This is a genomic window from Enterovibrio litoreus, assembly GCF_045679545.1.
Lineage (GTDB): Bacteria > Pseudomonadota > Gammaproteobacteria > Enterobacterales > Vibrionaceae > Enterovibrio.
The window spans coordinates 1,818,104-1,833,423 of sequence record NZ_CP166194.1; the positions used below are offsets into that span (position 1 = coordinate 1,818,104).

The 15,320-nt window shown below is 48.3% G+C and carries 5 protein-coding genes; 3 read left to right on the forward strand and 2 right to left on the reverse strand.

Annotated elements, in window-relative coordinates:
* Positions 1 to 88 precede the first annotated feature (88 nt).
* A complete protein-coding gene (locus AB8599_RS07980) occupies positions 89 to 10,411 on the reverse strand; it encodes a retention module-containing protein (protein ID WP_407330373.1) in 10,323 nt (3,440 codons plus the stop codon).
* Between the two features lie 479 nt (positions 10,412 to 10,890).
* Between AB8599_RS07980 and AB8599_RS07985 the strand changes: the two genes are divergently transcribed.
* Together AB8599_RS07985 and AB8599_RS07990 are read left to right on the forward strand one after the other, a co-directional pair.
* Positions 10,891 to 12,279 (forward strand): TolC family outer membrane protein, encoded by a 1,389-nt coding sequence (locus AB8599_RS07985; protein WP_407330374.1) that lies wholly within the window; start codon positions 10,891 to 10,893, stop codon positions 12,277 to 12,279.
* Positions 12,280 to 12,344: 65 nt separating this feature from the next.
* Positions 12,345 to 12,905, forward strand: a complete 561-nt coding sequence (locus tag AB8599_RS07990) for an OmpA family protein (protein ID WP_407330375.1) — start codon at positions 12,345 to 12,347, stop codon at positions 12,903 to 12,905.
* 171 nt (positions 12,906 to 13,076) lie between these two features.
* Here the strand turns inward: AB8599_RS07990 and AB8599_RS07995 are convergent, their stop codons facing one another.
* Positions 13,077 to 13,412, reverse strand: coding sequence for a hypothetical protein (locus AB8599_RS07995; protein ID WP_407330376.1), 336 nt, complete (start codon positions 13,410 to 13,412; stop codon positions 13,077 to 13,079).
* 602 nt (positions 13,413 to 14,014) lie between these two features.
* On the opposite strand from AB8599_RS07995, the gene AB8599_RS08000 reads away from it, so the two are divergent.
* A complete protein-coding gene (locus AB8599_RS08000) occupies positions 14,015 to 15,298 on the forward strand; it encodes a DASH family cryptochrome (protein WP_407330377.1) in 1,284 nt (427 codons plus the stop codon).
* Positions 15,299 to 15,320 lie beyond the last annotated feature (22 nt).

Genomic DNA, 15,320 nt, shown 5'->3' on the forward strand with positions numbered 1-15,320 from the left:
AGGTTCTCTATCAGCATAGTCTCAATATAAAAACAATCGACTCAATAGACGAAATTATTTGCAGCGATTTTAACGAATTGCACAGATGCTATTCCAATTTGAAAACTTGCTGCTCGTACAGTGCAGACAATATTTCACTGGTTTGCGCGCCAGATACGAGGTTGAGCCCTGAGCTGGATATATCCATGTTCTGCAAGACAATGTTCTGCGAGACAATGTTCTGCGTGTCAGTACCCGCAATAACGGAAAGATTGATCGTACCATCACTTTCAACCGTCGCTTGGTCAAAATACGGTAGCAAATCGTTACCGGTCGGTGATGCACCCAAATCAGGCAGCAATTGGCTGATATCGAGTTTATCTTCCCCCAAGGTCAAATCGGTTACTGTGTCTGTATTCACTGGCGAACTGAGTGAAGCTTCAAGCCAAACAAATATGTCATTTCCTTCTCCACCAGTGAGAATGTCATTCCCTTCTCCTGCTTGCAGGGTATCGTTGCCATTCATGCCAAACAGGCTTTCACCTGTTGATTGTGCGGACAAGCTATCGTCAGCAGCGGTACCAACGTTTTCCCCCAAATACAGGCTGCCTCGGTTGATGACGGCGGCGAGTAATTCTGATTGGGACAAGTTAGAGGAGATATCATTGACCAATGCATCCAAACTCACACCCGTAAACACGATTTCTTGAAAGATATTGCCGCTACTCAACACGTTTAACTGAGCGCTGCCTGCCACTTCAGTCAGCGACAGTTGTTGGGTTAAATCGTCAAAACTCTCGAGGTTAGTGACGCTCAATGCCGCGCTAAGATCGAGTACATCGGTAGAAGGATTAAAATCCCCTACAGTATCAACCGCGGGGTTGCCTGCCGAACCCAAATCGCCGCTAGACCATGTGAATCTGTCGAGGTTGCTGTCACTGCCCCCTTGTGATCCTCCCCAAAGGCTGTCATCACCCGCACCACCAATAAGAATGTCTTGGCCTAAACCACCGATCAAGGTGTCGTTATTTTCACCACCTTCCAGGGTTGCATCTTCATGGCCTGACACCACAACGTTCTCTACGCTGGTATCCTGCGCCGATATCGGGCCATCGGCTGGATTACTCACGTTGATCGCTAACGAAATGGGTGATGACTCCGCGCTTTCCCCTGTCGTTGTGGTTGATATTGTCACCACCTCTACCGACGTATTTACCGCGGCATTGCCTGTGACGTGAAGTTGCGCCAATTCAGCGGCAGTAAGGGTCAATACGCCGTCAGTTGGCCCTGTCCCAATAGGATTCCCTGTTGCATCGACAAACGTGAGCGACGCAGGAACATGACGAATTTCCACCAACAAGGTTTCGGATGGGTCAGTCAACACCGCCGCCAAACCAAGCAAAGGAATTACGGCTGATACGCTTCCTCCAACGGCGGCGGTCTGTGCCATATTCAACAACAACGTGGGTACATCAGGTTTGGGCGCGACATTAACCGTGATCGATTCACTATCAGTGAGCGCGCCACCCGTGCCCGTGTTGCCATTGTCATTGACCGTCACCGTGATGGTGTCTTGCCCTGAAAAGTTGGTAATACCTGTGTATGTGATACCCGTTGTGAGCAAGGTATTAATGGCGTCCAGATCTCCCGTCAGCTGCATACTGCTTGTTCCAGCGCCGCCAACCGTGACACCCGAAGGAATGGGAGAAGCATCAGAAACATTGATCACTCCATCCACCGCGCTCAAACGCACAGTGATCTCGCCACCACTGGCTTCTTTTGCGTCAATGTCTTTCACTTGAATGGATTCAATGACCAATGGCGTTTCTTCTTCCGCACTGAGAGAAGTGGCGGGCACAGTGAGTTCCGGTGCATCGTTCACGGCTGAAACCGTCACATCAATGATTTGATCCACCCAGAGTGAACTTGCCGCTTCTACGCCGTTATCTACCGCTCTAATAGACACATTGAGTTTTCCATCCCAATTCAGTTCATTGGCGTCACCGGGCGTGAAAATTAGCGAAGAAAGCGACGTTTGATCGGCAATCACCAGCCAACTTCCATCGCCCTGTTTTTCGACCGAACTGCTTGGCGACACACCAGCGGGCAAGCTAATCGACGAACTATCGGGAACATTGGTCAGTATGATTTTGATATTTTCTGGCGGGTTTTCGATGACTTCTAGCCCGCTACGGTCCAGAGTGTCGGTATTGTCAACGACATTAATATCGAGTGGCAGTGTGATGTTTTCATCTTCTGTGCCCGAAACAGACGTCACGATATCCGTATCCACCCTATCGCCAACAGGCGCCACATCAATTGTCACTGTGGTTGAATACTCCACAGGGTTCGTCAGTGCTTTCTCTTTGGCATAAACCACCAATACCACGGTCAATGAACCGCTGAAATTAGCAGGTGGCACAAAAGCAATGTCATCAAGGCTTATGGTGGCACTGCCCGCCGGAACACTGATACTCCAGTGACCGTCGCCACTGTTTTGTACTAGCTGACCGCCAGTTGATATCAGCTTAAAATCGCCCGGCACACCCGAAATTGTTGCAGAGACAATGGATTCTGAACCATCAGTATCTTTTAGAGACGCCGTCACCCCGGTCAGGGCGATATTTTCATCTTCCGCACCGATAATTGGTTGGGTGTTTCCGCCAAACAGTACAGGGTCATTCACGGGGAGCACATTAAATGACAGATCCGTTGAAATCGTATTTGTCGCGGTTGAGTTTGGCGCTCCAGTATCATTGTTCACCGCAGTATCGATGACTGTGGTGGCCATATCGAGTGTGACGAGCCCACTGAAATTTTCAGTGGGCTTGAAGAAAATACGATTGAGTTCCGCTTGACTCACAGTCATGCTGCTCACTGGATTCTCGCCATTAGCATCGACAAAAAATCCCATGTTACTGTCTACCGTTAATGCTACGGAGGTAATACTTTCCATACCGGACGTTGAATCAGTGTCAGTATCAATCAGCTTCTCACTGATATTGAGTTCAATAATGCCATCTTCCAACGCCCTGCTAGAAACAGGCACCCATTGCGCGCTGTCATCAACGGGCTGCTCGTCATCATTGAGTCCATTGGTTCCGACCACGGTGACCGTGGAGGTAATACCGTCGACAACGGGCGCTATCAAAACAGACAACGTGGTACCCAATTGCTTGGTGTCGCCGCTCAGTTTATCCGTTGTCACCAATTTCACAGGTAGCAGGAAATCCCCAGCGAAGTGTTCTGGCACATTAAGGATGATGGCAGACAGATCCACTGATCCGTCGGCGCTCACGTTGACTTTGGCAACATATTCACTGGTTTGATAGTTGAACTCCATCCCCGACACACTGGCGTTCGCCGCCGCCAGCGATGCACTGTCGATCACTAACGTCAGCTCATCTGACCCTGCGTTGGCGGGATCAATTTTGATTAGTGCATCTAACTGCGCGCCAAGATTCAGTGAGGTGTCCTCCACACCATTAATCGTTTGGCTCTCTACCGATAGGGTCGCCGCTTCCTGCGTATTGGTAATACTTCCGGTGAAATCAAGCTGCAAAATGATTGGCGTTTGTTGAACTTGGCTACTGGCATCCCCTTCACCGGCATCCCCTTCATCCTGCACCAGTGCATTAATTTGTATAAAAATAGGTTCGGTGATAGGAATATCGGTCGATATGGCAATGGAATCTAATGCCCTTTGAGGAACTGTCCAGCTTCCGTCACCATTATTGATTCCCCCCACGATATAAAACTGATCAAAGAACGCTTGTTCGGACTGCGTTAATGGTGTGCCATTCGCATCCTTCACAAAAGTGACAATGACCTGCGAGATCACCTCTTCACTGCTGCCGTCGGTATTGATGCCTTCCGGCGTGACAAAAGCGAGTCGTTGATCCGCAGACGCAAGTGTAATAATGCCGGTGCCATTATCCGACACAGTAGTGATTGATTGGTCGCTGCTATTTAGCAGTGCTATTTTCCCGTCATCTTCGACCGTCGCGATAATACGAACATCTAACGACCCCGTGATTTCTGCCGTATCAACATCGCCCGAATCAACATCCGTTTGTGTCACTGTCAGGGTGACGGAAAGGTCGATGTTTTCGTCTTTATCCGCATTTTCTGGCGCACGAAGTAAAAGATTCGCGCCGCTTAAAAGGGCGGCAACTTGAGTGGCTGTCAGCACCACATTGCCCCCCGTAAAACCGAGTGGCGAAGAATCTCCCGCAATGGTTAAGGTATACCCGTCGGCAATCGCTTCGGTAGACATGTGGAACGAAATATGGGTAATTTTTTCGTTGTTGTCTGTGTAACCCTGATCGGTATCAGGGCGCCAATTCACCACCACGTTCTGATCTTCAAACCCGCGGCTATTTAGGGTGTAATCTACCGCATCAATTTTGGGTTCAATATGAACAATGATGCTTTTGTTTTCGGCAACAGAATCCCCGTCATCTTCCGTGGCTATCACAGTCACCGTGAGCTCGATATCTTTGGTGCTGCCAGCAGCGGGGACTAATTTCACATCAGACAAACCGTCAATTTTAGCCTGATATTGAGCCTCGCCACTCGCATCCACGCCAGCGTAAACAAGATTGATGGCATTGTCGTTGGTATCAAGCAAGGTCACACCCGCGGGAATATTGGTGACCAATAAGGTTAAGGCTTCGGAATTGTCACCGGGTAATGCCGTTCCGGCCTCGCCGGAAGACACGGTAAATGACAAGGCCACCGAGCTGTCTTCTTCAATGGTGGTTTCAATGCCTGTATTGGCCCCGTTCTCAATAATCGGCTGCCACACATTGCCCAAATCTGCGCTGATAATGGGTACGTCCGCGACACCTTTAAGGGCGATAGGCAGTGTCTTAGGATCGGTTTCGAATATTTTGGTGACGGTGTTACTCACACCCTGAGCATTAGTGACGACGGCCGTGTCTTTCACCACACCCGTGATGGTCAGTGAGAAATCAACGTTGCTTTGCGGCGGGGGCTGTAATTGCAGCCCACTAATATCCGTGTAGGCCACTTCATACACTCGGCCAATTGAGACAACCTCACTGTTGTCAGCGAGCAGCAATTTAGCGCCGAGCGGCAAACCGCTGATCCGAACGAAAAGCGCTTCTGACCCATCTAAATCTGCTGTGTCAGTTAGGCTGATATGTGGCGCTAGGTTGATGAGTTGATCTTCCTCCCCAGTCGCTCTTGTCACTCTCAAGGAGGTCGTATCTGCCTCAGGATTGACGGCAACAGTCAATGTGCGTGTCACCGAGTCAGCCGTTTGTTGTCCTGCCACGAAATTGGCCGTTTCTTTACTTTGCGCCGTGACAGTTAAAGTAATGTCACCAGAGAAATTGGCATCAGGTTTCACCACCACATTGTTAATGTCTGCCGCTGACACCACAAATTGGCCATTCGTCGGCGTGAGTGTGGTCCCGTTCAACAGCAACGAGCCGCTGCCACTTTGAATGGCAAGAATATAACTCAATGTTTCAGAGCCATCGATGTCTTGCAGCTCCGCATTGAGCGCCAAGGCTGCACCATCACTGTCTTCATTGATGGCGTAATACAGCACGGTACCTTCATCCCACCGAGGGACATCAGCAATACCTTCCACCGTAACGGTAAATGTTTGGCTTGGCAGTTCGCGTTCTGAATGATCAGAGTTTGTCACAAAACCCGTCGCCGTAAACGTTGGAACACCTGACGATGCGGAGTCATCCTGATCTGGAACAAACGTGACGCCTTCCAGCGTCCAAAGTTGATTCTGAGCATTGGGTGAAAACAGCTCAGCTGGCAGCACGATTTGATTGTTCGCCACCGCTAACACTGTGCCGTTTGCGTAGAAAATCCCGTGAGCGATAGAAGGTAAAGCGATCACCACGCGAGAAACACGTTCGCCCTGATCGTTGTCCCCGATATCCACCGTCATCTCAATTGGAATGCCATCCGCAGGGTTCGAAATGAGATCATCGTCGGGGTCACCCTGTCGCCCTTGGTCTTCGATGCCTTCCGCGTTGCTCACAATGAGCTGGGGAACATCATCAACAATCACAATTTGTGTGCTGCCGACTACAATATCGCCATCGCCATCCAAAATCTCGTAGCTGAAAGTTTCAGTGATCCTATTGTTGGCCGAACCGCTGTGATCCACATTTTGAACAGCAGTAAATTGAATGTTGCCACTGCTTTGCACTAACAAGGAACCAAGAACCTGCCCTCCCACACCTTGCGTGACGGAAAAGTGGTTATTAACACCTTCTGTCAGCTCATGCTGTTCGCCATTGATGGTGACAGATTTGATCACAGCGTCATCCGCACCTCGATTGCGCGAAGGCAACACCGTAAGCCGCGATGAAGACTCGCCCTCCACCGTTGTGATGCTTCCGCCCCCCACACCGACACCATCGGTTTCGAGCGAGAACGGCACATCATCCAGTACATTCACGACAAGGTTGCTTGTTGCGGTGTCATTATCACTATCAGACACAATGATGGGGAAATTAATGCCTAGACTGTTTTTCTCATTGCCGAGGGGATGATCGAGTGCCCCCAATAAAGCGAAGGTATACGTACCATCAACAAGAAGAGTCAGTGTGAATACGGTTCGGCTTTCTGCAAAGCCAGTATAAATCTTGGTGCCGTTATTGTTGCTGGTGAGCGCCAGCGTGACGACATCGCCATGTGAACTTAACGGAATGTTATTGCCCACCGAGTTTTGACTATTGCTGCTATTTGCCGACGCAAAGGCGGACAAGTCAATCGAGACATCTTTGATCGCATCGCTGCCCGAATCGATGACGAGTTTACCCGTTGCTGTATCTTGGTCGCTCCCAAGGCCACCGGGTGTTGTTCCCGAGCGATTACTGTTCGGGCCGCTACCATTGGCATTGATGTCGCTTTCTTCAACGTTTAAAGAAGGTGCTTGCGTAATCGTGGGAGCTTGTCCGTCCTTGATTGCTAATTCGAACGTCACTACACCGGGAATCACATCGCCATCAGAATCCTCGGCTTGTAACTTCACATTGATCGAGATCGTATCGCCATCAAATGAAATCAAGGTGTTGTTTGATGCGCTGGTAAGATGATCAAGCGGCTGGTGCAAGGTCAATGTCGGCGTAATGTCTATGCCATAACCATCGGCACTCTGTACCGCCGATATCGACAACGTCATGACTAACTCACTACCCACCTTACCCGTGAGCGTCCCCGTTGTGTCATCGTAGGTAAATACAACGGGTTGACCACCACTGGTTAGCACAGCGTTGAGATCTGCCACGAGAGCAGGCACAACGGTACTCTCAATACGCACTTCTGATGGCAATAGCCTGTCGGTAGTCGCTTTGACAACGGCAGTACCTGATGATGATTCGGGATAACCTGTTTGGTTGCCTGTCGGCGTTAGATCCGGCTCAGTCAAAGATATCGTATCAACAACACCCACTGGCGAAGGCTCGCCATCATTGTCGTTAAGCGTGACGGTGAATTGACCTGTTACTTCGTCTCCGTCGGTATCCACGGCTTTCACCCCAATTGGCAAAATCAGCGGTGATGCTGGTTCGTCCAGGGCCGCAAACTGCGTCACAGTGTATGTTCCTGTCGGATTACCGTCCCCATTCACATCGAGCACAATGCTCAATACCTTTTCCCCATTCGCGGGTATTGATGAGGCTGATAGAGAGGGGTCATCCAGCACCAAGGTAATACTGCCTTCAAGAGAAGAAAGCGGATCAGGCTGATACGCGGTCTGATACCCGTTACTGGTGATGCCCGAAAGCACAGCTTGTAGCTCTGGTGATGCCGTGAACATAAGGGATTTCAGCGCATCTGAGCCTTGCATCAAACCTAAACTAAGGTTTTGCTGCTCACTTATTTGGCCATTGATAGGATCCACCAGATCCGCATCAACAGGATCAATACTCGGGGCCGACCCATCTCTGATAATCACATTGAAAGTGCTTGAGGTGCTGTCGCCATCAGAGTCTGTTACCTTTGCGCCCAGCGCAAGTGCGACGGTCTCACTGCCTGGCTGGTCAATCGCTTGTGACAGTGTCACTATGTATTCATTTAACGCAGGGTTTAGTGATATTGATAGTACAGTGATGGTGTCGCCACTTGCATCCGTGTATCCGACGTTAATGGGATTGTCCGTGCCATTAATATCATTGGGCTGAGAAAGCAATTTGAGCGAATTACCATCACTGGTTAGCGCCTCAACGCTAGCAAAAAATGCATCGGTCAAATCCCAATCCACTGATTGAATATCATCACTGCCCGTCTCAAGGCCCAAACTACCTATAGATTCACTGGCGGGAGCGTTGAATTCAGGATCGGTGATTTCTACATCCCTAACCTTGATGATGGGTGCAGACCCATCTTGCACCGTATAAGTGACAGGAATAGGCGCGTCCAGTAGATCATTGTCCGAGTCTCGGATCTGCAGCTCAACCGTGATAAGAAAGGATTCAACTGCATTCGATTGATCATTAAGTGTGCTGACCAGCTTCACCCATCGATTGGTCTCGAATTGAATCTGATTACTTTCATCAAGTGGCTGATAGAGTTCAAAATTTGAAGCAATATCAACCCCCGTTGCACCCGTGCCTGAGGCTGAAGTCGCGGTGAGTGTCAAACGAATAACCGGTGAACCATCGGAGGTGCTACCTAACAGTTCAACCACATTGGGCGCTGTGCCCGCCTGAACCGCAAAGCTAACGGGCTCACCATTGGAGGTCAGTTCATTAAGCTCAGTGATCAATCCCGCAACGCCGTTTTTATCTTCCAAGTTTGAGATGAATAAGGTGTCAGAAAGCAGCTTATCTGACGCAGCATTTAGTGTAATTTCACCATTTGCACTCTGCGTGTTGCCTTCAGAAGCCGGTTCAGTCACTTGATAGTCGCCTGAAATCGCTGCCGCATTGCCACTGGCATTATCACCGTCGACCAAACTCACGCTAAACTGACCGGTTATGGAATCGCCGTCTTGGTCAATCGCGACCACAGTGACAGGCACAATTTCAGTATCGGTAGCAGATTTTTGATCGATAGACACGTTTTGTGTCAACACATAGCCATACGCGCCTACCGCGCCCTCACCTTCAGGTTCTGTTGTACCGCCTGGTGGCGGCAATTCAACCAAATTAATAGCAAACACGGTGACGGAAGGATCGGACGCCAGAGACACCAAAATCTCGTTACCGCTAATCGAATAGACAGTGGCCGCACCGTTACTGGTAATGCTAGCTAGCTGTGCCACTAAAGCGGGCGTAGACACAAAGCGTACAGACTCCAATAAGTCACTGTTCACTCCGACATTGAGTGGGACAGGCTCGGAGACATAATCCAATATGTTTTCGTTGTGGGTAGTGTTTTGTGGGTTGATTGTCGGATTGGCACCATCAAGAATCGCGATATTAATGTCGACGGGACGAGTCAAGGGATTACCACTGGTATCCTTCCCCTGCACAGAAAATGCAATATCAATCGCTTCAGGGCTGACCGTCACCAAGCCAGTTGTGTCGCCTGATGTCTGATCTAATGGCCCATTCAACGTCACCGTGACCGTCAACTCAACACCGCGGCCTGATGCTTCGCCATTAATGGCGATAGTCAAAATGGTCTCGTCAGCGAGCCTTCCTATCATGACTTTTCCGTCATCAGACACGCTATAAATCAGCGCTTGGCCGCCACTTTTGGTATCAGCGGTCAATTCTCCCAATAAGGTGGCAAGCACTGTTGGATCAATAACGAAGCTATTGGGGTCTAGCGTTAATGAATTCGCAGAGATCAGCACCGAAGAAAATGTCGTCACCGGATAATTCATGTCACCCGCTTGGGGGGCCAAATCCCCCTCCTCTAACGTCAGACTTAGGCTTTCTCCGCCCGAAGGGGCAATGAGAACAACATCATCTTCTTGCTCTAGTCGTGGCGTTGGCGGTGTGTCAGTCGTGGTAAATCCAGCCTCAGGCAAAACACTGGTGTAATCATAACGAATGACTGCAAATCCAGATATTGATGAACCTAACCCAACCTCTCCCGCTGCCGTATCCTCAAACTCAGCGGTAGGATCAACACCTTGGGCAATTGCACGCTGAAGGGCCGCTAATTCATCTTCGAGGAAATCAATAGACTGTGTGCTTTGCAGCATATCGGCACTATTAACCAAACCAACCACTTCAATATCACCATCTTGAATCCGAATACAGGTTGGACAGGGTTCGTTGACGAGCACTGGTTCGCCGTTCACCATGATCACATACGAGGCTTTGGGGGCAGCGAAAATGAGGTCATCTTTTTCGGCAGTCAGGGAGAATGGGACAGGAATTGAGACACCATTTCGAACGACAAAAACCTGACCACCAGAAACAGAAAGTTGGGCATTTAGCGCATCTGAGCCAGCAATTACATTCTCTTTATTTTTTTCAGCCACGACCACACCTCTACACCATGAAATCCTTGCCTCTCGGTGTCACAAAACACGCAATTTACCCTTCAAGCATTGGGGCAATACAAAGGCAATACTAAAAAGCGAAAAAAAAGGCCCTCAATCAACACATCACCAGCTTTGATGCTGATTTTTGGCCTACTTCACGAAATTCGGCTATCCAAGTCATTTTGGTACTTAATTCCTTATCCCAACCTGTCTCATTTGCAATAGAAACGCGATAAAGCCGCACTTTGGGGGTCAATTATGGCTGAACATACCCTAGATTTAATCTTGCGCGAAAACATTGAATTTCTCGCTTTTGGTGATGGTGGAGACAGCCAATCGTTCCGAGCAATCGTGGTGCTCATAAACGCATGCATTGGATATCTGTGTTTTGGTAAATGCATTCACCGCGACATTTACCCATTGCCATTAATTTTTGGATTTATATAGACGGTCTACAACGCTTTGAGGGAGTATTCATGAAGCAACGCATCACCCGCAATAGACTGCGAATCTCTCGGTCACCTACTCCATCGATTGGAGTAAAAAATACGTGCCGATTTCTGTTGGTAGCAGTGTCCGCAATAAGCTTTTCTCAGTTGGCGCAGGCCCAATCGTTAGAACAAGCTGTTGCCGCAACACTTTCACAGAACCCTATTATTCGAGAAGCCTATAACGAATTTAAAAGCCGTGAAGCAGACATTGACGCTTCACAAGGTGGTTATCTTCCCTCTGTCGATGTAGATGCTGGTATTGGTTACGCCGATTACAACAGCGACAACACAAAAGGCACATTTAAACCTCGTGATGTTCGACTGAGTTTGCGTCAGCTGATCTGGGACGGCGCGATTACCTATAACGACATCAAACGCACTAAATCTGAAGCAGAAGCGCAACGATTCCAATTGCTCGCTGACGCACAAGACACGGCACTAAGTGTTACAGAGGCCTATTTGGAGGTGATCAGAACGGAAGCGATTCTTGATCTTTCACAACGCAATTTGAAAACCCATGAAAAGATTCACGCAGATATAAAACGCCGCACTGACTCTGGCATCAGTTCAACCGCTGACTTGTCTCAGGCAGAAGGTCGCTTAGCACAGGCGCACACCAATCTGCTCAATGCTCAAAGTAATCACGATGACAAAATCATTGAATTTGAACGCATTGTTGGTGAAAGCCCAAGCGCCTTGGTGACCCCCGAAGTCGATGCCCTTTATATGCCACCTTCGTTAGTCGACGCACTCACCATCGCTAAAGAGAATAACCCCGTGATTCAAGTCGCGCTCAATGATGTTGACGCAGCCAAGTACCAATATGAACAGGCAAAAGGCGATTTTTACCCAACATTTTCTATTGAAGCTTCTCAGGAATGGGGCGAAGAATTGGATGGCACACCGGGCGACACGGATGAGTTTCAAGCCATGCTGCGGATGCGCTATAACCTATTCAATGGCGGAACCGATGCGGCTGAGTCTCGAAGCGCGGCCTATCAGATAAACAAGGCGAAAAACATTCGCAACAACGCACACCGCTTGCTTGACGAAAGTACCCGCCTTGCATGGACCGCTAAAAATCTAGCCGAAAGTCAGACTAAATTTTTGGAGCAACATGTTGATGCGTCAGCGCAAACTCTCACCGCTTATGAGAAGCAATATCTCATTGGTCGTCGTACGTTGCTCGACTTACTCAACACAGAAAACGAGCTATTCGATGCACGCAAATCTTACATAGATGCCAAGTACGCAGGGATCTACGCCAAGTACCGTGTGTTGAATGCAACAGGCTTATTGCTTTCCGAATTGAGAGTGGATACGCCTCAGGAGTGGCAAACTTCCATTTACGGTAAGGACGGAGAAACAAAATGATGAACGTTGTATGGCCCAAGAGGGTCAGGTTCAGTGTTAAATTTTCACTATTTACTCTTTTAACAATGAGCAGCCTGTTGTCTGGCTGCTCATTATCAGCAGCTCAACCTCCCGTTGCAGAGCAGCGCGCTGATCTGCTAGATAACGATAATGACGGCGTAATTAATGCGCGTGATACATGTCCTGCGACCCCTAAAGATGCTGTGATTGATAACAATGGATGCCCCGAGTTACTTGAAGTCGTTGCCCGAGATGACCTGCACATCCTTTTCGCGAATAACTCCGTTAAAATTCCATCCAGTTTTCTCAGCGAAGTTGATGACCTTGCCAATTTTATGAAGACTTTCCCTCAAACCAAGGTCGAGCTTAAAGGCTATGCGAGCCCAGTTGGGAGCGTAGAGTTGAATCAAGCACTATCGCAGCTACGTGCAGAGGTGGTTAAAAAAGCGCTAGTGCGTAAAAGAATTGCACCAAGTCGAATTACAATTTTGGCATTGGGTGAATCAGAGCCTGTCGTCACTCCATCCAAAAAACAAACAGAAGTGCTCAGTCGACGTGTTACCGCGAGTGTGGTCAGTTCACAGACAAGCGTGATTCAGGAATGGACGATATATACATCATCTTGAAAAGCAGAAAAAATCATCTTGAAAAGCAGAAAAAATCGGCTTAGAAGAGAAATAGACAAACAAATAATAAAGGGCTGAATAGCCCTTTATTATTTGCCGCTAGGCTTCAAACCATGCACAGCGGAAAAGCGAAAATCAGAGAGAGCGGTTCGATCAACAATCCGACTGTCACTAATGTAAGGTTATTGGGTCAACCGTTCCTTGATTGGTTGGCAATGCAAGCAAGAGCCAAAAATCAATATCCGTTTCTGTACACCTTTCCGCTGATACACGGATCACACCTTTACAACGCTTTCCCCCAGGCTGCTCAAGCTCTGCACCAGGCAACCTAAGTGCTTCTGTTAAACATTCCTCGCCAACGACGAATTGCAAGCCATCGCTATCAACGATGCTGAACAATCTGTCATGCTGATAAAAATACACGCGTTGGTTGTCGATTTCTTCTCGGATGCCCGATATCCCTAGCAGGGCTTTTCTTACTGAATCTGAGATTTTTTTGTCACTCACCGTTTTCTCTCTTTTCACATTGTGCGAATCGCTAAACCAATAGTAGAGAAACCAAAGTCACAGTTAATCCTGTGGTGAGTACATTTAGTCGAAAACCGTAAAAAAGGCTGACACATTGGTTACATTCGGATTACAACCAAACTCATAATTATTCACATTGGCAGGGTAAAGGTAGCAATCACAAGTATTAAACCTAGTTTGTTGCCCTCACTTTCCATTATTCCTAGAACAAGCACTGTGGCTCCATAGCACTTTATCAGCGGGCTTTATCTCGGGGCTTTATGCAATCAAGTTGATCTCGCACACATTTCATTTCTTGCCGCGTTTGTTTTTGCCACGCTGCACTACGCTTTATTAATGAGACAGCTTTCTTACTGCTGAATGAGATTGTTGTCAATTTGCACTATCCCTACAAACGCTGCGTATCACTCTTTAGGAGGTGTATACCCAAGCAACGTCAAGATGCCGGATTCAGAGGCTCTCATCTTGTTCAATTTGAAGAGAAAAGCCGAAGGAACGGTGATCCCTTTAAAGGCTTTTCGACAACCGACAAACACGCCAAACTTGTTCGCGAACCATCATCGTTTTTAAGGAGAGACGACATGAAAGGGCTCATTTGGTTTAGACATGATTTAAGACTCGCAGACAACCCCGCATTGGTCGCACTCTCCCGGCGCTGTACTCATGCCCTCATGGTTTATGTCATCGACCCCGCTTGGCTTAAACCGACACGTCACCAATCTCGGCATTTAGGTCGATTCAGAGAAGAGTTTCTTTATCAATCACTGCGTGCATTAGAACGCGAGCTCAAAAAACGAAAGCAACGTCTGGTCGTAAAAGTGGGCAACCCTTTAGAGGTCATTCCTGACTTGTGCAAGCAACACCACATTGACTACGTAGCAGTGACTGAACACCCCGGCGTGTATGAACGCCAGCAAGTTGCATATCTCGAACGCGTTTTGCCTTGTGAAGTCAATGTAAGCGAAAGTTTTACCTTGTTTCTTCGCAACCAACTGCCCTTTGAGAAAGCAACATTTCCCCAAACCTTTTCGCAGTTCCGTAAACACCTCGAACAACAAAACACCCTGCCCTGCATTCCTATCAGCGCACCCGAGTCTTTACCTACGGTCATTCAGGAGCGTCGAGACATATGGGGGGGACAAGAGTTTGTTTATGATTTGACGCCTTATCACGGCGGCGAAGATTCCGCTTTGGTGCAACTCAATCAGTTTTTCTGGAAATCACAAGGGCTCAAGAATTACAACAAAACGCGCAATGGGTTGGATGGCTGGCAGTTTTCATCTCGCCTCTCTGCATGGCTTGCAAATGGTTCAATCTCTGCTCGCATGGTGGCAGCAGATCTCGATAATCACGAATATCGTCATGGCAAAAGCGAGTCCTCGCAGTCTATGTTTGCAGAGATTTTGTGGCGAGAATACTTCCAATGGATGATGCATTACCATGGTGCTAGCATGTTTGCATTTGATGGCATTAAGAAAAAGCGCCCGCTCACCGCTTTCTATTGCGAGAAATTCAAAGCATGGGAACAAGGCACCACAGAATACCCGATAGTGAATGCTTGCATGAGGCAGTTAAACCAAACTGGTTATATGTCGAATCGCGGCAGACAGATTGTGGCAAGCTGTTTAATCAATGAATTAGCGGTTGATTGGCGTTTCGGGGCGGCCTATTTTGAGCAACAGCTTATTGATTTTGATGTCGCGGCGAACTACGGAAACTGGCAGTACTTAGCGGGTGTAGGGGCAGACCCTCGCGGCCAACGTCATTTCAATTTAGAAAAACAAGCCGAAGTATATGACCCAGATGGCGCATTTGTGGCGAAATGGGCACAATCCTCGCCGTCAAAGAGTCTACTCAAATTCTGATGTAATCTCACATGATTGAGTA

Coding starts and splice junctions, on each gene's coding strand:
- AB8599_RS08000 (WP_407330377.1), top strand. CDS start 14,015: ATGAAAGGGCTCATTTGGTTTAGACATGATTTAAGACTCGCAGACAAC.
- AB8599_RS07985 (WP_407330374.1), top strand. CDS start 10,891: ATGAAGCAACGCATCACCCGCAATAGACTGCGAATCTCTCGGTCACCT.
- AB8599_RS07990 (WP_407330375.1), top strand. CDS start 12,345: ATGAGCAGCCTGTTGTCTGGCTGCTCATTATCAGCAGCTCAACCTCCC.